21 protein-coding genes are annotated in these 21,298 nt (G+C 72.1%); 7 read left to right on the forward strand and 14 right to left on the reverse strand.

Features of this window, described 5'->3' with window-relative positions:
- Position 1: 1 nt before the first annotated feature.
- Positions 2-1,024 carry an NAD-dependent epimerase/dehydratase family protein gene (locus tag LL648_RS35335; RefSeq protein ID WP_232667181.1) on the reverse strand — a complete coding sequence of 341 codons (1,023 nt, stop codon included), beginning with the start codon at positions 1,022-1,024 and terminating at the stop codon, positions 2-4.
- Positions 1,025-1,046: 22 nt separating this feature from the next.
- Positions 1,047-2,003: a hypothetical protein gene (locus LL648_RS35340; RefSeq protein ID WP_232667182.1), complete on the reverse strand. Its 957-nt coding sequence runs from the start codon at positions 2,001-2,003 to the stop codon at positions 1,047-1,049.
- A 176-nt stretch (positions 2,004-2,179) separates the two neighbouring features.
- On the opposite strand from LL648_RS35340, the gene LL648_RS35345 reads away from it, so the two are divergent.
- Positions 2,180-3,088, forward strand: coding sequence for a GNAT family N-acetyltransferase (locus LL648_RS35345; protein WP_232667183.1), 909 nt, complete (start codon positions 2,180-2,182; stop codon positions 3,086-3,088).
- On the opposite strand, the gene LL648_RS35350 is transcribed toward LL648_RS35345, so the two are convergent.
- From LL648_RS35350 to LL648_RS35380, 7 genes are all read right to left on the reverse strand, one after another.
- The gene (locus tag LL648_RS35350) at positions 3,049-5,091 is read right to left on the reverse strand and encodes a hypothetical protein (protein ID WP_232667184.1); all 2,043 of its coding nucleotides are present in this window, start codon (positions 5,089-5,091) and stop codon (positions 3,049-3,051) included. The genes LL648_RS35345 and LL648_RS35350 overlap by 40 nt on opposite strands.
- 115 nt (positions 5,092-5,206) lie before the next feature.
- A complete protein-coding gene (locus tag LL648_RS35355) occupies positions 5,207-6,106 on the reverse strand; it encodes a glycosyltransferase family 2 protein (RefSeq protein WP_232667185.1) in 900 nt (299 codons plus the stop codon).
- Entirely contained in the window at positions 6,103-7,125 is a 1,023-nt protein-coding gene (locus LL648_RS35360) for a glycosyltransferase family 4 protein (RefSeq protein WP_232667186.1), read from the reverse strand. Before LL648_RS35360 ends, LL648_RS35355 begins: the two co-directional genes overlap by 4 nt.
- Positions 7,122-8,603: a hypothetical protein gene (locus tag LL648_RS35365; protein WP_232667187.1), complete on the reverse strand. Its 1,482-nt coding sequence runs from the start codon at positions 8,601-8,603 to the stop codon at positions 7,122-7,124. Before LL648_RS35365 ends, LL648_RS35360 begins: the two co-directional genes overlap by 4 nt.
- Positions 8,600-9,922 carry an oligosaccharide flippase family protein gene (locus LL648_RS35370; RefSeq protein ID WP_232667188.1) on the reverse strand — a complete coding sequence of 441 codons (1,323 nt, stop codon included), beginning with the start codon at positions 9,920-9,922 and terminating at the stop codon, positions 8,600-8,602. The genes LL648_RS35365 and LL648_RS35370 overlap by 4 nt, the downstream gene beginning before the upstream one ends.
- A gap of 23 nt (positions 9,923-9,945) precedes the next feature.
- Entirely contained in the window at positions 9,946-11,088 is a 1,143-nt protein-coding gene (locus LL648_RS35375) for a glycosyltransferase family 4 protein (protein ID WP_232667189.1), read from the reverse strand.
- A 70-nt stretch (positions 11,089-11,158) separates the two neighbouring features.
- Positions 11,159-12,325 (reverse strand): glycosyltransferase family 4 protein, encoded by a 1,167-nt coding sequence (locus tag LL648_RS35380; RefSeq protein WP_232667190.1) that lies wholly within the window; start codon positions 12,323-12,325, stop codon positions 11,159-11,161.
- A gap of 246 nt (positions 12,326-12,571) precedes the next feature.
- On the opposite strand from LL648_RS35380, the gene LL648_RS35385 reads away from it, so the two are divergent.
- The 3 genes from LL648_RS35385 to LL648_RS35395 all read left to right on the forward strand — a co-directional run bounded on the left by LL648_RS35385 (position 12,572) and on the right by LL648_RS35395 (position 15,320).
- Entirely contained in the window at positions 12,572-14,152 is a 1,581-nt protein-coding gene (locus tag LL648_RS35385) for a polysaccharide biosynthesis tyrosine autokinase (RefSeq protein WP_232667191.1), read from the forward strand.
- A gap of 170 nt (positions 14,153-14,322) precedes the next feature.
- Positions 14,323-14,715 carry a pyridoxamine 5'-phosphate oxidase family protein gene (locus LL648_RS35390; RefSeq protein WP_232667192.1) on the forward strand — a complete coding sequence of 131 codons (393 nt, stop codon included), beginning with the start codon at positions 14,323-14,325 and terminating at the stop codon, positions 14,713-14,715.
- Between the two features lie 8 nt (positions 14,716-14,723).
- Positions 14,724-15,320, forward strand: coding sequence for a dihydrofolate reductase (locus LL648_RS35395; protein WP_232667193.1), 597 nt, complete (start codon positions 14,724-14,726; stop codon positions 15,318-15,320).
- Here LL648_RS35395 and LL648_RS35400 read toward each other — a convergent pair.
- The gene (locus LL648_RS35400; protein ID WP_232667194.1) at positions 15,304-16,251 is read right to left on the reverse strand and encodes an NAD(P)/FAD-dependent oxidoreductase; all 948 of its coding nucleotides are present in this window, start codon (positions 16,249-16,251) and stop codon (positions 15,304-15,306) included. The genes LL648_RS35395 and LL648_RS35400 overlap by 17 nt on opposite strands.
- A 79-nt stretch (positions 16,252-16,330) precedes the next feature.
- Between LL648_RS35400 and LL648_RS35405 the strand changes: the two genes are divergently transcribed.
- Entirely contained in the window at positions 16,331-16,915 is a 585-nt protein-coding gene (locus tag LL648_RS35405) for a helix-turn-helix domain-containing protein (protein ID WP_232667195.1), read from the forward strand.
- An 11-nt stretch (positions 16,916-16,926) separates the two neighbouring features.
- Here the strand turns inward: LL648_RS35405 and LL648_RS35410 are convergent, their stop codons facing one another.
- The gene (locus tag LL648_RS35410; protein WP_232667196.1) at positions 16,927-17,094 is read right to left on the reverse strand and encodes a PASTA domain-containing protein; all 168 of its coding nucleotides are present in this window, start codon (positions 17,092-17,094) and stop codon (positions 16,927-16,929) included.
- 182 nt (positions 17,095-17,276) lie between these two features.
- Entirely contained in the window at positions 17,277-18,467 is a 1,191-nt protein-coding gene (locus LL648_RS35415) for a glycosyltransferase (RefSeq protein ID WP_232667197.1), read from the reverse strand.
- Positions 18,468-18,595: 128 nt separating this feature from the next.
- On the opposite strand from LL648_RS35415, the gene LL648_RS35420 reads away from it, so the two are divergent.
- The gene (locus LL648_RS35420) at positions 18,596-18,817 is read left to right on the forward strand and encodes a hypothetical protein (protein WP_232667198.1); all 222 of its coding nucleotides are present in this window, start codon (positions 18,596-18,598) and stop codon (positions 18,815-18,817) included.
- Between the two features lie 265 nt (positions 18,818-19,082).
- Positions 19,083-19,769, forward strand: a complete 687-nt coding sequence (locus LL648_RS35425) for a hypothetical protein (protein WP_232667199.1) — start codon at positions 19,083-19,085, stop codon at positions 19,767-19,769.
- Positions 19,770-19,825: 56 nt separating this feature from the next.
- On the opposite strand, the gene LL648_RS35430 is transcribed toward LL648_RS35425, so the two are convergent.
- Complete coding sequence (locus LL648_RS35430; protein WP_232667200.1) at positions 19,826-20,299, reverse strand: nuclear transport factor 2 family protein; 474 nt, start codon at positions 20,297-20,299, stop codon at positions 19,826-19,828.
- Between the two features lie 34 nt (positions 20,300-20,333).
- Positions 20,334-21,284, reverse strand: coding sequence for a VOC family protein (locus tag LL648_RS35435; protein WP_232667201.1), 951 nt, complete (start codon positions 21,282-21,284; stop codon positions 20,334-20,336).
- Positions 21,285-21,298: the final 14 nt, after the last annotated feature.

Here is a 21,298-nt window from a genome sequence, read left to right on the forward strand (position 1 = left end):
CTCAGCCGACCGCTGCGGCCGCGAGCCGGTTCCCGAGGTGCCGGATGTTGTGGTACTCGTCCGCATGCGAGTCGGACCACTCGCCGCGGGCGTACGCGTCGGCGATCGACTGCATCGACTCGCGGATCGTGCGCTTGGCCCGGAAGCCCAGCACACGTTCCAGCTTGTCCGAGTTCACGTGGTACGAGCGCTCGTCCGCCCGGCCCGGCTCGTAGGTCAGCTCGACGGGCTCGCCGCCGTCCTGCCCGACGATGTCGCGCGCGAGCTCGGCGAGCTGGCGGATCGTCACGTTCTCCCCGCCCGCGTTGAACACCTCGCCGCTGTACTTCTCCCGCGGGGCTTCGAGCAGCACCTCGAACAGGTCGCAGACGTCGCGGATGTCGATGTGCGGACGCTGCTGCTCACCCCCGTGGACGACGACCTTGCGCTCGACCTGCGCGATCCCGAGCAGCTGGTTCGCGATGACGTCGAAGCGCATCCGCGGCGACCAGCTGCACATCGTCGCGAGCCTGATGCTGACGGTGGCGAACGTGTCGGTGGTGAAGGACCGCACGACGGCCTCGCTCTCCGCCTTGCACCGCGAGTACTCCCGCCGGCAGTTGAGCGGGTCGGTCTCGGTGATGTTGGGGGTCACGTTCACGCCGTAGACGGAGAACGACGACGCGTTGACGAAGAGCCGCGCGCCGGCCGCTCGCGCTTCCTCCAGCAGCGGGGCGTAGGCGTCGAGGTTGATCGAGCGGGTGAGCGCGGTGTCGAGGTCGCCCGACGGGTCGTTGGCGATCGCCGCCAGGTGGAAGACGGCCTCGACGTCCTGCACCGCGGACCGGACGGCGGCGCGGTCGCGGACGTCGGCGCGGATCAGCTCCAGCCGCGGGTCGTCGAGCACGCCGTCGAGCCCGGCCGTGCCGTAGGTGAGGTCGTCGAGCACCACCACCTGCCGACCCCGGCCCAGCAGCATCTTCGTGACCGCCGACCCGAGGTAGCCCGCGCCACCCGTGACGAGAATCCGCTTCTCGGTTGTCATTGCTCTCCCTCGCTGGTTGCGGTCACGGCACCTGCCGTGCCCTGCGCTCGTCGCAGAGCGCCACGTGATCGGGCTGGGCGATCCGGCAGTACTGCTCCTGTGTCTGCACGTCGCAGCGGCCCTCGTCGCGCAGCCGGGCGACCTCGGCGAGGATCCCGCGCAGGACGTCGAGCGTGCCCGGCGCCGACGCGATGTTCTCGGGATGGGTCCAGTAGTGCACGACCTCGCCGGTGCCGGCCGCGCGGCGCAGCATGCGGGCGGCCCGCAGCGCGCTCACCGCGGGCGGCACGATCCGGCGGGCGCCGCTTCGCCAGTTGACGAAGTGGCCCGCGGGGATCACCAGCGGGCGGGCCGGCGCCGGATCGGGGTCCGGCGCCGTGTTCAGGTTGAACTCCGCGGCGAGCGACGCCAGTCGCGACGATCGCAGCCGGGCCGCGCGGGCGCCCGCCAGGCCGAACTCGTCGAGGACGTCGGTGTGCGCCACCGCGTTGCGCGGGTAGATGTACGTGCTGGCCCGGCTCACGAGCGGCACGTTCGCCGCATACAGCATGCCGAGCTCGCGGCGGGCCGCGTCGGCGGTGAGCCCCGGCCAGTCCCACGGGATGTGCGTCGCGCCGTGCAGCGCGATCTCGTGCTCCGTCCGCGCGGCGTCGACCATGGCCATCGCCCAGTCGCCGGTCCAGCCCTGTGCACCGGTCCGGACGCAGTCGTCCAGCGCGTCGCCGAGGTAGCCGGGCACCTCGCGGTTGATGTCGTGCAGCGCCGGCAGCAGGTCGCGCAGCCCGGCGGGGTCGAGCGAGAAGGTGCCGACGAACGCGAACGTCGCCGGGATCGCGAACTCGTCCAGCAGCGCGACCAGGTTCGTGTAGGCGGCACGCAGCCGCGCGTCGGACAGCGATGCGTGCACCCCCTCGGTGAGGTGGTCGGCGACGCCCCACTTGCCTTCGCAGTCGAAGGAAAGTACGAAACGCGCAGTCATGCGGCGGCCCCCCGTTAATCCGTGCCATCAGGTGACTCGCTCCTTGCGCGGGTCCCGTTACGGGCTGCGCGGCACCCTGCGGCGGTAACGGAAAGGCGTTTCCGAGCGAGTACCTCCGCGGTGGCCGGTACCAGACCGGACGCCGGCGCGCCCGCGGGACCGGCCAGGAGCACAGCGTGTTCGAGTACGTCAAGAACGAGTACAACCCCTTTCCGCGGCTGGTTCTCGAGCGCAGCCCGGCCGCCCCGGAAAAGCTGACGGCATACTTCCCCTATTCGACGTCGGTGACGTTTCCGATACCGGCGACGCACGACGAGTTCGTGGCGCTGCACGGGCGCAAGTACTGGCAGGGCGTGCGCCGCAAGGAACGCCGGCTGATCGAGGATCTGCCCGATCTGCGGTTCCGGGTGGTTCGCGACGAGGACGGGTTGCGCGAGGTGCTGCCGAGGGTGCAGGAGCTGTTCGCCGAGCGCTGGGCCAGCGAGTTCACGTCTTTTGCCTGGAAGACGCCAGCGGGCTTCGCGCCCTACGCCGACGCCATGGTGGAGCTGGCCCGGCAGGGCCGCGGTGAGGTCGCGGTGCTCGAGGGCGGCGGCCGGCTGCTCTCGTTCGCCTACTGCCTGATCGAGGACGGCACCTACTACTTCTACCAGCACGCCAGCACCCCCGACGAGGAGCTGCGCAAACGCAGTCTCGGGAAGCTTTTCGTGAGCAAGCTGATCGAGGATCTGGTGCTGAACCCGCGATGCACGGTGTTCGACTTCATGACCGGCACCTCGGAATACAAACGTGAGTGGGCCCGATCCGAGCAGCAGATCTTCTTCCGGATCGAGAAGGACCGGACAGCCGGCGGTCGAATCGTGTTCGCGGCGACCTGGTTGGCCTATCGCGCGAAGTTCTACGTGCAGTTCGGGAACCCGCGGCTGCGGGCCGCGGCAAAAGCGTTGCTGTTGTGGCGCGACCGGCTCATGCGACGCGGCGAGGACGCCCCGCCGGCCGGCACACCAGCCCAGTCCGCCCAGCCCGCTCAGTCCGCCCAGTCCGCTCAGCCGGCGTTGTCGACGGCGACCACCCGCACCCCGTAGGGCGGCACCGACACCGTCGCCTCGACGACGTCCGGTGCATCCGCGTCAGGGCCCGACCCCGCCACCGCGGTGTCGCTCGTCCATTCCCGCAGCGTCCCGGCCTGCGCGTCGCGGAACCGCAGCGTGCCGCTCCACTCCTTGCCCGTGACGTCGGTGTTGATCAGCGTGATGATCGTCTGCCGCGCGGTGCTCGTCACGAGGTACTGCAGCGGCGGCCCGGCGACCGTGACCTTCGCCGTGCCCTGCTGCAGCTCGTCGAACAGCCGCTGGTCGACCGCGTCGATGCGGCCGCCCGCGTCGACCATGTGGTCGACCGCCGTGACGTAGACCGCGCCGCTGCCGACGGCGTTGCGGGTGATCAGTGGGGCGCCGGCCGCGGTGGTGGCGACCACCTGCGCGCCCGCCGGCTGCAGCGCCGCGTGGCTGAACGGGCGCTCGCCGGTCAGCGCCGAGCCGTCGGCCGCCCAGATCCCGGCCGCCGACTCGGCCCGCTGCGCCGACGCGACCACACCGCTCCACGCCTGCGAGTCGGCGGGCAGCAGCGCGGCGCTGATCACGAGCGTGCCGCCCCGCCGCGTGTACTCCTGCAGCGCCGCGGTGAACTCGGGCGAGGCGGCGGTCGACGTCGCCAGCACGACGACCGGGTAGCGCAGCAAGGTGTCGAGGCCGACCCGGTCGGTGAGGACGTCGAGCGACTCCCCCCACCGCGTGCTGCCCATCGGCTCCCACTGCCGGGGGTCGGCGCCGGCGGCGAGCAGCTGCCGCTGGGCGGCCTGGCTCGGCCCGACGGCGGGGGTGGCACCGTTCGCCACCTCCCACGGCGCGCCGGGCGGGATCGTGCCCCAGGTCTCGTGGCCGGGGAACGCCAGCGCCAGCATCCCGTCGAGGGTGCGGTCGCCCGCGGTGAACGGGTTGTGGCGGTACCACTTGCGGGAAGCCTGCTCGAACTCACCGAAGCGCGGTTCGTAGCCGGACGCGTGGTCCTGCACCACCGCCATCGGGACGTGCGGCTCGCCGCGGTCGGTGTGGCGGTTCAGGCTGAAATCGGCGAACGCCTGCACCGTCCGGCCGAGCGGGTTCAGGCCGCCGGGCGGCCCGCCCGTCGTGTAGTCGGCGGCCTCGTTGAGGATGACGTCGGCGCCCGCCATGTACGCCGCGTACATGTTCCGCTCGAACGTGCTCGGCGACCAGCCGGTGAGCAGCGTGCCGTTCGCGTCGAACACGGTCGGCCCACCGGTCCAGTAGCGGTAGGTCGACATGTCGACGCCCCAGACCTTGTCGCCCGCTTGCCGCGCCGCGCCGCGCACGAAGGACAGGCCCGGGCTCATGGCGCTGATCTCGTCGTTGTTGCGTTCCAGCAGCACCGCGTCGGAGCCGAGCTCGAAGGCGTACTGAGGGCAGAACGCGTACGCGCACAGCGACATCCACTGGTAGCCGCGCTCGGCCGAGGGCTGCCCCATCACGGGATCCAGCCCGCGGGTCTCGCGGTAGTAGCGCAGCCACTGGGCGTGCACCTCGGCGTCCGAGAGCCCCTCCGGGCTCGGCCGGCCCTCCGCCCAGCAGCCGCCGCCCTGGTCGAACTCGGGCGAACCGAGCCGCCACGCCCAGCCGGACGTCCGGCCGAGGTCGGCGAGCGTCCGGGCGGTGTCCTGGTCGGTGGTCTCCGGGTAGCAGCTCCCGACGCCGGCCTCCGTGGGCACCGAGAAGTAGACGAAGGGCACGTCGTTCCCGGCGACAAGCGGGCGTTCGGCCCGGCTGATCGGCGGATGGATGCTGAGGCCGTTGGCGAGCCCGCCGTTCAGACGCGCGGTGGCGGCCGTGGCTCCGTCGCCGTAGACCTCGGTGATGAACGCCATCGACGACACGGGGCCCCCGATCGTCGGCGGGATCGGTTCGGTCGGCGGTGTGTTCGGGTCGCTGACGGGGAGCGGGACGAACGGCGCCGAGGTCGTCACGGCGAAGCCGACGACGAGGGCGAGGGCGAGCAGTCGCACGGTGTCCATTGCGCGGCCCTCCCCGCGCAACCGTTGCCGACGATGTCGACCTGGCGTCGACTGCGGCTCGCTCACCGGTTCCGCACGGCGGGACGATAAGTGAGCGTTGGTGCTGGCAGCGGCGTCATGGCCCTACTCGTTCGGGGGAGTCCCGCAGGTTCACCCGGTTCCACAGCTCGGCGAACACCGACCGCTCCGCCGCGGTCGGGGTGCGCACCCTGCGGGCCAGCACGCGCCGCTCCTGGTGGGTGGCGACGGCGAGCGCGTCGCGGGCGCCGCGGGCGAGGTGCTCGGCCGCGGCCAGCAGGCTCGCGGCGAACCGCCCGTTGCGAAGGCCCCACCGCACCAGCATCCCGCCTTGCACGAACCGCGTGCGCACGCTGCGGCGCAGCTTGATGCCGTCCTCCCGGTACGCCAGCAGCACGTCGGGCATGTTGGCGTACCGGCTGGTCCGATGCGCCCGCAGCAGCACGTCCTGGTCCTCGCACCCGTTGCGGCGCCCGTCGTAGGGGTGCTCGACGAACCACCGGCGGCGGCCCAGCCACGTCGGGTGGCTGAGCGGGATCCCGTGCAGGACGTCCGCCGTGACCAGCTCGTGCCCGCCCTCGACGGTGCGGGGGCCGCGCGGCGTGCCGTCGGAGGAGAACACCATCTCGCCCGCGCCCACCAGATCGACGTCGGGGTGCGCGCGCAGGTACGCGACCTGCTTCTCCAGCCGCTGCGGGTAGCAGATGTCGTCGCCGTCCATCCGCGCGACGAGCTCGGCGCGGCAGCGCGCAACACCCTGGTTGAGCCGCGCGGAGATGCCCTGGTTGCGCCCGTCGACGTGCACCACGATCCGCCGGTCGGCCGCTGCCCAGGCCCGCAGGCGGGCCACCGTGGCGTCGGTCGAGCCGTCGTCGACGACCACGAGCTCCCACTCCCGGAGGGTCTGCCCGACGAGCGAGCGCATCGTCGCGTCGATGCTGCGCTCGACGTTGCGCACCGGCATCACGACGCTGACGGCCGGGACCGGGAGGGTCATCGGGCCGCCCGCCGCATCACACGCCTCCCCGCCACCACCGACTCGTACACCTCGAGGTGCCGGTCGATCATGGTGACGACATCGTACTCGGGATGCAGCTCGTCGGACCGCTTGCGCGCGCCCTCGGCGTACATGTCGTAGTCGGCGACCAGCCGCTGGATCGCCGCCGCCATGTCGTCGACGTCGCCGGGGCGGGCGAGCACCCCGCCGTGCAGCACCTGCTCGGGCACGCCGGCGTCGTCGGTGGCCACAACCGGCCGGTTGGCCAGCAGCGACTCGGTGATGACGCTCGGCAGCGACTCCGCCTCCGCGCGGCTGGGCAGCACGAGCACGTTGGTGCGCTCGTACTCCGCCGCCATCCCCGCGACGTCCTTGCGCCCGACGAACTCGACGGCGTCGGCGAGCCCCAGCTGCCCCGCGAGCGCCTGCAGCTCCGCGAGCTGGCCGGGGTTGTGGAAGACCAGCCGCAGCGCGACCGGGGTGGTCGCCCGGATCGCGGCCATGGCGCGCAGCAGCACGTCGATCCCCTTGCGCGGGATGAGCTGGCCGGCGTAGAGGAAGCGCCACGGTTCACCGTCGGCGGGCCGGACCGGCGGGGTGACCCGCTCCGGCGCGTCGATGCCGTTGCGGATCACCGTCACCGGGCAGCGCACCTGCGTGCGCAGCCGGGCCGCCTCCTGGTGCGAGAGCGCGACCATCGCGTCGGCGGCCCGGTTCATCAGCCACAGCGACGCGGCCCGCGCGGCGGGCAGGGTCCGCTCCTCGTTGTGCCGCGTGAACACCAGCGGCACCCGGTGCAGCGGGCGCAGTCCGGCGAGCAGGGGCAGGCTCTTCGCCACGTGGTGGACGTGCACGACGTCGATGCCGTCGAGGCGATGCCGCCAGATGTGCCCCGCGGTGACGACGTCGACACCACGCTCGCGCAGGCCCTTCGAGAGAGTCATCTCCGGGGTCGGGTTGATGCTGCGCCGGTAGTCGTCATCGCGGCCGAACACGCCGCCGACGATCAGGACTCTCATGGTTGTGCCTCCGGCATCCGGTTCCTGTACAGGCGGGCCACCAGCACGATGAGGACGATCGGCGGCATGAAGTAGACGACGATCTGGGCCAGCACCGACAGCGAGTTGATCACCAGCGTGGCGGTCCACAGGCCGCAGTAGGTCCACGTATAGGCGGCGAGCGGGTCCTGCGCGCCCGCAACGAGGTCGTCGAGCCTGCGGACGGCGACGCCCAGCAGGACGTAGCCGGCGACAACCGCCAGCAACCCCCCGTTCCAGTAGAGCTCGGCGCCGAAGACGATGTTCTGGTCGGTGATGCCGGACCGCCCGTAGAGCATCTCGTTGTAGAGCACCGGGCCGCTGCCCGCGCGGTACGGCTTGCCGAGGATCGGCACCGGCAGCAACGCCGAGCCGACGAGCGTCGCACCGCCGTGGAAGCCCGCCGCCTCGGTGTCGGCGATGACGACCGCCCAGAACTGGGCGCCGCCGCCGTACAGCTGGACGGTGTCGGCGATGGTGTCGGACGGGCCGGTGAGCCCGGCGTCGGTCGCGCTGATCCGCCCGCCCTGCGTGCCGAGGTAGTTCTGGCGGTACTGGCCGAACTGGAACCCGATCGTCCCGAGCAGCACCAGCACGAACATCAGCCGCAGCATCCGCACGCGCTTGACGGTGAAGCTGTACGCCGTGAGCAGCCCGAGCAGCGGGATGAGGATCGCGGCCCGGTTGTACTCGTAGGTCGCCGAGACGGCCAGCAGCAACAACGCGACCGCGACCTGCGAGACCACCATCGGCCGGCCCGGTCGCCGCCGCATGATCAGCAGCGCCCAGACGATCACGAGCCCGATCGAGAGGAACGGCCGCAGGAACGACGCGGCGGCTTCGCCGAGCGTCGAGGTCGCGCCCGGGATCGAGAAGACGTCACCCTGCCCGGAGAAGTAGTCGATCAGCGCGCCGACCGACGGGAAGGCGAGGAACAGTCCGATCCCGCCGATCACGACGAAGGACGCCGCCAGCATCACCGGTGCGGAGTTCGCGCCGGCGTCGGGGAGCAGGCGGTTCGGGATGGGCCTGGCCCGCAGCAAGCAGAGCCCGACCGCGAACGCCGCGTAAGCCGCGGCCTGCATCAGCAACGCCTGGTTGATGAACCGGTCGTCGGGCAGCACGGGCAGCGAGCCGGGCGTCGGGCCGCTGAGCATCGTCAGCACCGGCAGCGCGACCAGCTGGAGCCCGAAGAGCAGCACGGCGACGTTGCCGGGCGCGAGCGCCCGGTCGGCTCGCCACCGGGCCCGCGGCACGAGCACCTGCACCGCCGCGAACGTCCCGATCGCGACCGGTACGGCGGGGAAGCGGCCGGTGTAGGGGCTGTACTGGTGCGCCCACGCCCAGACGAGCGCGGCCACGAGGGTGAGCACGAGCGTCACGCCGAGCGTCACGCCGGAGACGGGCTCCTGCCCGTCGGTGGCGGCGCGCGGGTCGTCGGAGACCGTCGGGGCAGTCATCGGCCGGCCACCGTCCGGCGGGCCGCGCGTGCGACCGGCAGCAGCACGGCGCAGGTCGCGATGTAGGCGAGCAGGTAGGCCACAGCCAGCCCGACCCCCTGGAACAGCGGCACCAGCACCAGCGCGCTGACGGCGAGCGTGCCCGCGAGCGCGGCGTCGCTCCACACCCACAGCGCCACCCGACCCTCGGCGAGCGCCCGCTGGCTGAGCACGTTGTTCAGCGCCGTCGGCACCACGGCCAGCGCGAGCGCGGCCAGCACGGCGGCACCGCCGGCGAACCCAGGCCCCTGCAGGGCCATCAGCGGACCGGAGAGCACGATCAGCACCAGTGCCGCGAGCACGGAGAACGCCAGCGTCATCGCGCCGTAGCGCACGAAGAGGTCCCGCGCGTCGGCCACGCGGTCCGTCGCGCGCAGCCGGCCCAGCATCGGCAGCAGCACCGAGCCCATCGTGGCCGGCACGAACAGCGCGATCGCGTGCCAGCGCAGCGCGACGGCGAACAACCCGACCAGCTCCAGCCCGCCGGGCTGCCGGCCGAGCACCACCTGCCCCAGCCACAGCGCCGGCTGCAGCGCGACCCCCGCCACCATCGCCGGGAGCGAGACCTTCAGCAGATCCCGCACCGCCGGGCGGGTGCCGGTGAACCAGACGCGGCGCAGCTCGGCCGGGCGGCCGCGGCGGACCAGCCACAGCCCGAGCAGGCACGTCGTCGCCTCGGCGGCGACCAGGGCCCACAGCGCGTTCGCCGGGCCGGGGGCGAGCAGGAGCGCACCGCCGAGCACGCCGCCGGCGAGCAGGCCCTGCACCGCACGGAACCGGCCGACGTCGGCGAACCGCTCGTGCGCCGAGAGCAGCCCGGCGAGCAGCTCCACGGTGGGCGTCAGCAGGACGAGTGCGCTGGCGATGGCGAGCAGGACGACCATGCCGTCCTGGTCGAGCACATGCGTCGCGACCCACGGCGCGGTGGTGGCCAGCAACACGACCGCCGCGATCCCGACGGTCGCCGCGACGGCCAGCGCCGCGTCGGTCAGCCGCTCGGCGCGCGGCGCGTCGACCGACCGCGCCTCCGCGACCAGCTTCTGCGTCGCGACGGGCAGGCCGAGCCCGCTGACCGCGCTCACCACGAGGGCCGTCGAGAGCGCGAGCGACACCCCACCGAAGTCGGCGCTGCCCAGCACCCGCGCCGCCACCAGCAGCGCGCCGACGTTGATCACCCTGCCGACGAACGTCCCCGCCAGCGCCCACGCACCGCCGTTCAACGCGGCCCGCAGCGTCGGCTCGCGCAGCAGCGCGACTCCCCGCGCCCACAGCCGGTTCACTGCCGCATCACCGCCGTGCCGCATCACCGCCGTGCCACCTCGCGGTAGATGCGGTCGGCCTGGTCGGCGACGGCGGGCCAGGTGAACTTCCGGGCGGCCTCCGGTGCGGCGGCGGCGAACCGCGCACGGCTCTCCGCGTCCTCGCACAGCGCCAGCAGCACCCGGGCCAGCTCTTCCGCGTCGCCCGGCGGCACCAGCACCCCCGCCGTCGACGGCACGACCTCCGGCAGCCCGCCCTGGTCGGAGCAAACGACCGGGGTGCCGGACGAGAGCGCCTCGGCCGCCGCCATGCCGAACATCTCGTCCTGCCGCGTGGGCATCGCGCAGACGTCGAGCGAGCGGAATACGTCGGCGAGCTCGTCCTCCGGCACGGGCCCGAGCCAGCGGCCGCCGACCCGGCCGATCTCGTCGGTCAGCGGGGTCGGGTCGGGGCCCGCGGTGCCGAACCAGTCGCTCGGCCCGGCCATCAGCAGCGTCGAGCGGGCGAACCGCCCCTTGACCGAACGGAACGCCTCGACGAGTGTGTCCGACCCCTTCTGCTCGCAGACCCGTCCTACGTAGCCGATGACGACGTCGTCGTCGATGTCGTACTTGCGCCGGACCGCGGCCCTGCGCTCCTCGTCGGGGCGGAACTGCTCGACGTTGACCCCGTTGGGCAGCACCGTGAACGCGTTGCGCGGCAGGTTCCACCAGGTCGCGGCCTCGCGCGCGCAGAACTCGGAGACCGGCAGCAGCAGGTCGAACTGCTGCAACGCGCGCCGGTAGGCGGCCTTGACCGCGGGCCGCGCGGTGCCGCGGTACTGGAAGTAGTCGAACGTGAGCACCTTCGCCGCCGGGATGCCGGCAAGCATCGCCGCGCCCGCGGCGCTGTTGTGGACGTGCACGACGTCCGGGGCGAACCGGCGCAGCGCACCGCGGGCCCGCGCCAGCAGCTCGAGGTCGCGGATCGGGCGCCGGGTGCGGCACGGGACGTCGTGGATCGACACGCCCTTCGCGGCCCCCGGTTCCCGCGGGCCGTCCGGGCTCATCGAGACGAGCAGCACCTCGTCGCCGCGGGCCACCTGCGCGGCGGCCAGCTCGATCATCCGCCGCTCGACGGCACCGCCGAACTTATAACCGACCGGCAGCGAGGCCGGCCCGATGTGGGCGATCCGCATCGCACTCATGCACAGCTCCTCGTGCGACTCGTCCGCGCCACAGGATGGGGGAAGGGCTCAGCAAGATCGTTCCGACTGCTCACTCGCCGGCTCGCCGCCGCTCGTTACGCAGCTCCCGGTAGAGGTCCACGATGCGCTCCCACACCACGTGCTCGGCGAAGTGCCGCTCGACGAAGGTCCGGCCGGCGGCACCGAGGCGCTGCCGCTGCGCGGGCTGCTCGGCGAGCCCCGCCAGCGTCGTCCCGAGCGCGCCGGCGTCGTCGACCCCGACCACGATCCCGGTCCGCCCGTCGTCGACGGCGTCGGGGCAGCCCGTCGCGGACGTCGTCACGGTCGGCAGCGCGCACGCCGCGGCCTCCAGCAGCACGTTCGGCAGGCCTTCGCGCCGGCTGGGCAGCACGAACACGTCCATCGCCGGGTACCAGCGCGCGGGATCGGCGACAACACCCGTCACGTGGATCCGCGGGTCGGTCCGGATCCGCTCGGCGAGCTCGGTGGGCAGCGGGTCGGCCGCGTCGAGGTCGCCGACGAGCAGCAGGCGCGCGTCGCGGCCGGCGGCGGCCCCCTTGCCCGCGACCGTCTCGAACGCCGCGAGCAGCGCCTCGATCCCCTTGTCCGCGACGAGCCGGCCCACGAACCCGACGACGAACGCGCCCTCCGCGAATCCCGCCGCCGCCTTCGCCGCCACGACCTCGTCCGGGGTGAACGGGTGGAAGCGCTCGAGGTCGATCCCGTTCGTCGAGCCGCGCCCGAGCAGCCGGGTCCGCTCCTCGCGGACCAACCGCAGCTCGACGGCGCGATCGCGCAACGACCCGCTCGCGCACAGCACCGTCGTCGCGAGCCCACATGTCGCCCGTTCCGCGGCGTGCAGCAGCCGGTACCGCAGCGAGCCCGGCCGTTCGCCTTCGAGGCGCAGCCCCCACAGCGAGTAGATCCGCACGGGCACGCCGGCGAGGCGGGCGGCGAGCCCGACCACGAGCGCGGCCTTCGGCGTGCTCGCGTTCACGATCGACGGCCGCAGCCGGCGCAGCACCCGCACAGCGGCGACGAGGGAGCGCACGTCGGCCGGCGAGGCCAGCCCGCGCGTCATCGTCAGCGGCACCACCTCGACACCTTCCGCCGCGGCGAACCCGGCGAGGTCGATCTCGTCCTCCGGCGAGCAGATCACGACGACCCGGTAGCCCTGCGCACGCATCGCGGCCAGCTGGCCGCGCAACAACACGACGGCCGAACGCGCGACCGTCACGGCGTATACGACAACAGGGGGCCCACTGGGCGCGACGGATGCCTTGCGCACACCCCCGGTCGATTGAACGGTCACTCGTTTCAGCTCGGGTGCGCCGGACGCACCGTTACAAGGATCGGCCGCATGGTCTGAACGGGTGAATGCGACCCGGATCCATGAACGATCACGCGGAGCCGTACGAGATAACCAGCGACGTCGTACCAGTCGGTGCGCTGCGACTCGTTTGTGTTGGTTTTTGGGGGGCAGTTGTCTTTCCGCGCATATCTCCGCCTGCTGCGCGATGGCCGGTGGTGGATCTCCGCCGGGTTGTTGATCGGACTGGCGGCCGGGTTCCTGTCCGCGCAGACGACCGACCCCGTCTACTCGGCGAGCACCACGCTGTACGTGGCCGCCATCGAGGGCGGCGGCGAGCCGGGGCAGGCCTACCAGGGCAGCCTCCTCGCCGAGCAGAAGTCGCGCGCCTACGCCGAGCTGATGAGCAGCGAGCGCATCCGGGCCGAGACCGCGAACGTGCTGGGCGAGCCGATCGATCCGGGCGTGATCTCCGGGCAGGCGTCGGCCGGTAGCCCGGTGGTGACGGTCACGGCCCGCACGTGGTCGCCGGAGCTGGCCGCCAGGATCGCCAACATCGCCGCGGGCAAGCTTGCCAACCTCGTCTCGGAGCTGGAGCGCCCGCAGGACCGGCTGCTCTCCACCGTCATCACGGTCCGGGTCGTCGCGGAGGCGGCGGAACCGACCGACCCCGTCGCTCCCGACCTGCGGCTCTCGACCGCGCTCGGCGGGCTGATCGGCCTGCTCGTCGGGGTCGGGATCACGCTGCTGCGGCGCAACCTGGACCGCTCCGTGCGCGAGCCGGCCGCGCTGGAAGGGCTCGCCGGGGCGCCGCTGCTCGCAAGCCTGCCGAAGCAGTCGCGCCGCCAGGCCGGCCTTTCACCGACCCCCGACGGCAGCACCGGCCGCAACGCCGAGGCCGTCCGGATGCTGCGCACGAACGTGCGGTTCGCGGCCGGTGGCCGCGAGATCACGACGTTGCTGATCGCGAGCGCCGTTCCCGGCGAGGGCCGTACGTCGCTGGCCTGCGAACTCGCGCTCGCCTACGGGCAGCAGCGCCAGCGCGTCCTGCTCGTCGACGCCGACCTGCGCACCCCGCGCGTCGCGCAACGCATGAACATCGACGGCAGCACCGGGCTCAGCTCCGTCCTCGCCGGCAGGTGCGAGGTCGACGACGCCATCTTCAGCTGGGCGGGGGTGGTCGACGTCCTGCCCGGCGGACCGGTCCCGGTCAACCCCAGCGAGCTGCTCGACTCCGAGCGGCTGGTCAACCTGCTCGACCACGTCAAGCGCAAGTACGACGTCGTGCTGATCGACTCGTCGCCGCTGCTGCCCAGCACCGACGCCGCGATCCTCGCCGCCCGCTGCGACGCCACGCTACTGCTGGTGCGGCACGGCCGGACCGCGGACGCCCGGGTCGAGGCGGCCGCGGAGGCGCTGCGCCGGGTGCGCGCCACGGTGATCGGCGCCGTCTTCACCATGGCCCCCGGTTCCATGGCGCCGCCGAAGGCGCACCGCGACACACCGGCCCAGGCCGAGCCGGTCGCGGCCGCCGCACTGTCGCGCCGCACCGAAGAGGTCACCCAGAGCATCACGGTGCCGAGCCCGGCGCCCGAGCGCGAGGTCACCGTGCCCACCGCGCTCGACCCGACCCCGCCCGCCGACCCGGTCGACACCACGGACCGAACCAGCACGACGGAGCTGCCTGCGTCGGAGAACGGCGCCGCGGCACCGCCGCGCCCGCAACCGACACCGCGGGCGAAGACCTCGGCCTAGCGCCCGGCCGGCCCAGCCCCGTCAGGCCGGGACGGCAACACATGCGTCCCGCATGCGTTGCCGCCCCATCCCTTGCGGCTCGCGTGCGCGCACGCGGGATGACGGATTCGTTCAAGAGCGATGTCCGGTTCCGGCCTAGCGTTTCGACGTAACCGCTGGGAGGACTCACCATGACCGAGCTCAACGACGAGGCCCGCGACCTGTTCGCCGGGTCCAACATCGCCCACATCGCCACCCTCATGCCGGACGGCGGGCCGCACTCGGTTCCGGTGATGGTCGACTTCGAAGGCGAGTACATCGCCTTCTTCACCTCGCCCGAATCGCGGAAGGGCCGCAACATCGACGCCGACTCGCGCGTCGCGATCTCCATCGCCGACCGGGACAACCTGGTCCGCAGCGCGATCGTCCGCGGCCGGGTCGTGAAGCGCGTCGGCGGCGACGCCGGCTGGGCTATCGTCGATCGAATCTTCGCGAAGTACACCGGCGGCCCGTACCCGCGGGGCGACGTCCGCGAGGCCTTCCTCGTGGAACCGACGCACGTCGTCGTCCCGACATTCGACTGAGGAGCGAAATGGGCAACGTAGCTATCCAGGCGGTTGTGTCCGTCGACGGCTTCATCGCTTATCCCGACGACTCGGTCGGGCCGCTGTTCGACTGGTACTTCAATGGCGACACCGAGCTGATCGCCAGGCCGAGCGACTGGAAGTTCTCCGTCTCGAAGGCGTCGGCCGAGTTCGCCCAGCCGTTCTGGGACGCGATCAAGGTGACGGTGATCGGCCGCCACCTGTTCGACACCACGAACGGCTGGGAGGGCAAGCCGGCCTCGGGCGACCAGCTCGTCGTCGTCACCCACCGACCGCTGCCGGACGAGTGGCTCGCCGAGCACCCGGACGCGCCGTTCCACACCGCCGACTCCGTCGAGTCCGGCATCGCGCTCGCGAAGGAGCTCGCCGGCGACGGTCTCGTCTGCGTGACCGCCGGGGATCTCGGCGGCCAGGCGTTCTCGGCCGGCCTGGTCGACGAGGTCGTGATGGACGTCGTACCGGTGGTGTTCGGCGAGGGGGTGCGCTTCTTCGGCAGCCACGCCGGCACGGTGCTGCTCGACGACCCCGACCAGGTGGTTCAGGGCGACCGCGTGCTGCACCTGCACTTCACCGTGCGGCGCTGACGGACCGGCTCGCGTCGACAGCGCGCCGGACGTCCTCGGCGACGAGGTCGGAGTTGATCGCGATGGCGGCACGCACGCCGTCCGCGGCGGCGTTGCCGACCTGGGCCATCAGGTTGTCGACGTTGCCGGCCGCCCACACCCCGGGCGCGACCTGCAGGGTCGCGGGGTCGGCGCCCACGCGCTGCCCGATCCCGGCCGGGTGCTCGGCGAGCTCGACGCCGAGCCCCGGAACGTCGCGAGCCAGGTAGCGGGGTGTGACCACCAGCGCTTCGCACGCCACCACCTCGCCGCTGCGCAGCCGCAGCCCGCGCAGCCGGTCGTCGGCCACCGCCAACGCCGTGACCTCGCCGTCGACCACCCGCACGCGACGGGCGCCCAGCTGCTCCCGCTCCTCGTCGGTGAGGGCGAACCCGGTGTGCCTGAACAGCGTCAGATCGCTGCTCCACTGGCCCATGAGCAACGCCATGTGCATGGTCATCGGCCCGGTCGCGAGCACCCCGATCGTGCGGTCGCGGACCTCCCACCCGTGGCAGTACGGGCAATGCAGCACGTCCCGGCCCCAGCGTTCCCGCAACCCCGGCACGGCAGGCAGCTCGTCGACCAGCCCGGTGGCCAGCAGGAGCCGGCGCGCCCGCACCGGAGCCGCACCCTCGATGTCGACGACGAACCCGTCGTCGGATCGGGACGCCGCCGTCACGCGGCCGAGCAGCACGCGGCCGCCGTACCCCTCGACCTCACGGCGACCGATGTCCAGCAGCTCCCCCGGCGGGACGCCGTCGCGCCCCAGGTAGCCGTGCACGGCGTCGGCGGGCGCGTTGCGCGGCTCACCCGCATCGACGACCAGCACCGACCTCCTCGCCCGCACCAACGTCAACGCTGCCGCCAACCCGGCCGCCCCGCCGCCGACCACCACCACGTCCTGCATGTCCATCACGCCACCTCCGAGGCACGACCATCGGCCCGGTCGGGCGCGCTTGACAAAGTTCTTTGCAGGACGTGCAAATGGCGGCGTGACCGACGACGTGGAGGAAGTGCTCGCCCAGGTGGGGTCGCGGCTGCGCGCGCTGCGCCGGAGCCGCGACACCACCCTGGCCGAGCTCGCCACGGAAACCGGCTTCTCGATCAGCACGCTCTCCCGGCTCGAATCCGGCAAACGACGCCCGACACTCGAAATCCTGATCCCGCTCGCTCGCTACTACCGCGTGCCGCTCGACGAGCTCGTCGGCGCGCCCGCGACGGGCGACCCGCGGCTGCACCTGAAGCCGCGGAACCACCACGGGCGCACCATCGTCCCGCTAACCCGGTACCCGGGTGGGCTGCAGGCCTACAAGCAGCTGTTCCCCGGGAGCAGCGCCGAGCCCCATCCCGAACCGCGCACCCACGAAGGCCACGAGTGGTTGTGCGTGCTCAGCGGCCGGCTCCGGCTCATCCTCGGTGAGCAGGACGTCGTGCTGGGCCCCGGCGAGATCGCCGAGTTCGACACCCGCGTGCCGCACTGGATCGGCAGCTCCGACGGCAAGCCGGTGGAGATCCTCAACCTGTTCGGACCGCAGGGCGAGCGGACCCGCACCACGGCCCGGACCGAACGCCCCTGAGCAGGGACGATTCAGGTCTGCAATTTCGTGCCCCGACCGGACCGGTCCAGCGGCAGGGGCCGGCGCGGCTCACGCACGCCGGCCGTCTCCTCCGGCCGTGCGACGACGAGCGTGACGACGTCCCAACGCTGCAGGACCGTGCCCGGTGGCGGCGACTGGTCGACGACCCGCCCGTGCATCAGAGGTTCCGGGCTGTCCGGGTTCGCGCCTTGGCAGGCCAATCCGAGATCGTGCCCCCCGCAACCATGCGTCGAGCGCTTGCCGCCCACGGAAATCCGGTACGGCTACCTCACCAGAAGTGGTTTCGGCCACATATCTTCACCCGCCGCGAATGCTACCGGCCGTGGCACCGGCGCGGAACTCATTCGACCATTTCGACGAGCATCCGCGCCGCCACCGCCGCGCCGTCGACGGGCATGGCGACGCTCACCTCCGCCGCCCGCGCAGCCGTGTCGTCGCGGAGCGCGGGCTCGAGCGCTGCGGAGAGGGATTCGACGGTCGGCGTCGGGCCGTCGTGCGCTGCGCCGATGCCCAGCGCAGCCACGCGCCGCGCCCAGTACGGCTGGTCCACGATCTGCGGCACGATCACCTGCGGCGCGCCTGCCAGCGCCGCCGTCGTGGTCGTGCCGGCACCGCCGTGGTGCACGACCGCCGCCACGCGCCGGAACAGCTCGTGGTGGTTCGTGTCGCCGACGGCGAAGCAGTCGTCCTTCTCGTCGACCAACGCCAGATCCGCCCAGCCGCGGGAGACCAGCACGCGGCGACCTCGCCCGCGGATCGCCTCGACGGCCACCGCGGCCGCGTCGGGCGCACCGGCCATCTGCATGCTCCCGAAACCCACGTACACCGGCGGGTCGCCGGCGTCGAGGAACTCGACGAGGTCCGCCGGCAGCGGCCGATCGTCGGGCATGATCCACGCGCCCGTCTGCACGACGTCGAACCCCAGCGCGCCCTCGAACGGCCAGAGCACCGGGTCGACCGCGAGCCACGGCCGCGACGTGAAGACGTGGTCGCGGACGTTCTCGACGGGCGGCAGGCCGAGCGCGGCCCGGTGGGTGTTGAGCGGCCCGCCGTACAGCGCGTCGACCCGCTCGGCGTCGATCTTCCACAGCACCCGCAGGTCGGTCTCGCCGGGAGGGAACGGCTTCCCCGGACGCGGGCCCGGCGGGTATACCAGCGACGGCATCCCGACCCGGTGGAACCCGGCGAGCACGTAGTGGATGCCGAGGTGCTCGGCCACCGACCGGACGCCTGCGGGCATCAGGCCGCTTGCGACGATCGCGTCGCAGTCCTGCGCCGCCTTCCCGATCACCTCGAAGTGCTCGGCGACCAGCGCGGCGGCCACGTCCGCCGGCGACGGTTTCGAGGCGACCAGCGCCCGCACCGCGAAGCCCATCGCCACGAACTCCACACCGACCTCGGCCACCCGCTCCGCGAAGTCCGGAGGCGCGCACATCCGCACGTCGACCCCCTGTGCCCGCAGCTCGAGCGCCAGCCCCAGCAACGGCTCGACGTCCCCGCGGGACCCCCATGTCGACAACAGAACTCGCACCACACACTCCCTGTCCCGCCTGGTCCCAGGCGTTCGGCCGCGAATTGTGCGGCAAGAATGGGGTCTTGCCGCAAGCCCGGGGGTGCGCTATACGTTGAAATGGGGAAGAAACGGGTAGCTTCGAACCGGTGCTGAACTACGGCCTCGACGTATCCGATATCGAGCACGACCGCGCGCTGCCCGACCTGGCGGCCGAAGGCGACGAACTCGACGTGCTGGTCGCCGCGGCGACATCATCGACGCTTGGGGAGACGACCTCCGCCTGTCGCGGGAATGATCGTCTCGGGCTCGGCCGGCCTGGGGCCGGACGGTCCCGGGGAGGCCAGGAAAGCCACTTTGCTGCCCTGTGAGGGCCGGAAAGTGGCTTTCCTGCCCTTGCGCGCGCAACGCACGCATCCGCCCCTGGCCACCGCGGGCCTGTGTGCGCGGCCGAGCGCGACTCCTCGTCAGAACGTCGCCACCCAGTACCGCCGCTTCATGCCAACGACGGACGCCCGCAGGTCGGGAGTGGGGTCGACGAAGATCGGCACCGCGTCGTTCTCGGCGAAACCACGTCGCCTCACGACCGACCGTCCGAGATCCTCATCCGGTGTGCGGAGATCGAGAAGGCATCTCGTGAGGGGAAGAGCCGCGACCTGGCCCGACCGGGCGTTGCCGCCAGGTCTGAGCCGGCGGGCGGAGCGCCTGCTCGCGACCTCCGCGGTGTGGATCGACCCCGCAGATCTCGTTGACATCGACGCATTTCGGGAGCAGTGGGAGAACGATCTCGGGGTTCCTTCCGAGGTGATCGACCGGATGAAGGCGTTCCAGGCGATGTGGGGCGGGCTGATCCTGCCGCCGATGCCCCTCGACGACAGCTACGACGGTGGCCCGCGCGTGCTGGAAGCCACCGACCCGCTGTGGATCGACGACCTTTCGAGGCCGGGCTGGTGGTTCGATGCAGGTCCCGCCCGAACCGCACTCGCCGCGACCTTCGTGATCGGCCCCGACGGGACCTTCGGACACGAAGACGACCGAGTCGTACCGCTGCACGCCTCGATAGCAGGCTGGGTCGAAGCAGTTGCGCTCGCCTACGCGGCGATGGAGCGCGCCGAAACGATCACCAGGTACTCCGGTGACGCGGTCGCCGACGTCGATCTCACCGGGATGGAACCCGTGCCCGAGACGGCCGGGCTCGCCGACACGTGGTGGTACCGGCCCGACACCCTCGTCTCGATCCACACCGGTTGTGCCGAGCTCTACACGATCCCCGGCAGCCGGACGGCTCACGTGTACACCGGCATCGGTCCGCGAGCACTCTGAGCCACCCGCCGAGAATGACGTCATTGCCGATTCCGGGCCCAGAAACGGCCATCACGTCAATCTCGGCGGGCGGCGTTGAGCCACGGATAGCGCGCGGTGTCGGAGCCGGCGTAGTCGGGGTCGAGGTAGATGAAGCAGCGCTGGATCAGGAAGTCGCGGATCTCGAACACGTCGCACCACCGGCCGGCGCCCCAGTCGGGCACACCTGCGCGCCACGGGCCGTCCTGGTGCTCACCGAAGCTGGTGCCCTCGGCGACGATCGTGTCGCCGCCGGAGAAGATCCAGTTGAAGCTCGCGTAGTCGTGCTTGATCGCGGTGATGGTGCCGCCGACGTCGCTGAACAGTCGGCCGATCTGCTCGCACCCCTCGGCGATGCCCCACTTGGGGAAGTACACCTGCGCGTCCCCGGCGAACAGGTCGAGGATGCTCCCCCCACTGCTCGTGGTGCCGCCGTGGTCGAACGCCTTGAGGTACTCCAGCGCGACCGACTTGCGCTGCTCATCGGTCATGGTCTGCGTGGTGATGGCCATCGTCGACTCCGGTGTCCGGGCGGGTGCAGGCGGTTCAGATGTCGATGGGCTCGAGCTGGTCGAGCAGTTCCGTGCGCCGGGACTCGAACTGCTCGGGCAGCTGGAAGGCGCTGCCGAGTTCCTTGGGGGACTCGTCGCAGGTCCAACCGCCTTCGGGGTGGGTCACCGCGAGCTCGAACAGCGCGCCGCCCGGGCTGCGCACGTAGACGGACTTGAAGTACTTGCGATCCTTGAGCTCGGAGATGTCGGTGTACCCGGCCCCCTCGATGGCGAACTTCAGCTCGTCCTGGTTCTGGAGCGTCTCGGCGTTCCACGCGAAGTGATGCACCGTGCCCTCGCCGTAGCGCCACGTCCCGGGGTCGTCGGTGCGGTTGACGACGAGTTCGACGGCGCCACCCCGATCGGCCGCCCCGACCTGCAGCGCGACGCGGTCACCCTCCTCGATGAGGTCCTTCGCGAACATGTGCGCCGACGTGAACTCGACCATGTTCTCGGGGTTCGCGACGTGCACCCCGATGCCGTGGACGCCGTGGATCGCGTGCTCCGACGGGACCCCGCCGCCCGTCCAGCCCGCGCGCGAGTCGCCGTCCACGCCGACGAGCGCGTATTCGATGCCGCACGGGTGCCGCAGCAGGAGCCGCCGCCTGCCGAGCACCTCGGCGTCGGTCACGTCGACGTGGCGCTCGGCCAGTCGCGCAGACCAGTAGTCGAGCGACCCGCTCGGCACTGCGAGCAGCACCTCGCGGGCCTGGTTGGTCCCGCGCCTGCCCATCAGCCCGGCCTGGCGGAACGGGAACGTCGTCACCACCGCGCTCGGGTCGCCGCCCGCATTGCTGTAGTAGAGGTGGTAGATCGGCGTCGAACCGTCGAACAGGACCGTGCGCTTGATGAAGCGCAGGCCGAGCGTGCCGACGTGGAAGTCGACGTCCTCCTGTGCGGATCCCACGGACAACGTCACGTGGTGGCTGCCGTCGAGATGGGCCATGGGAACCTCCGCTG

The organism is Pseudonocardia sp. TRM90224 (assembly GCF_021245725.1).
In the GTDB taxonomy this organism is placed as follows: Bacteria; Actinomycetota; Actinomycetes; order Mycobacteriales; family Pseudonocardiaceae; genus Pseudonocardia.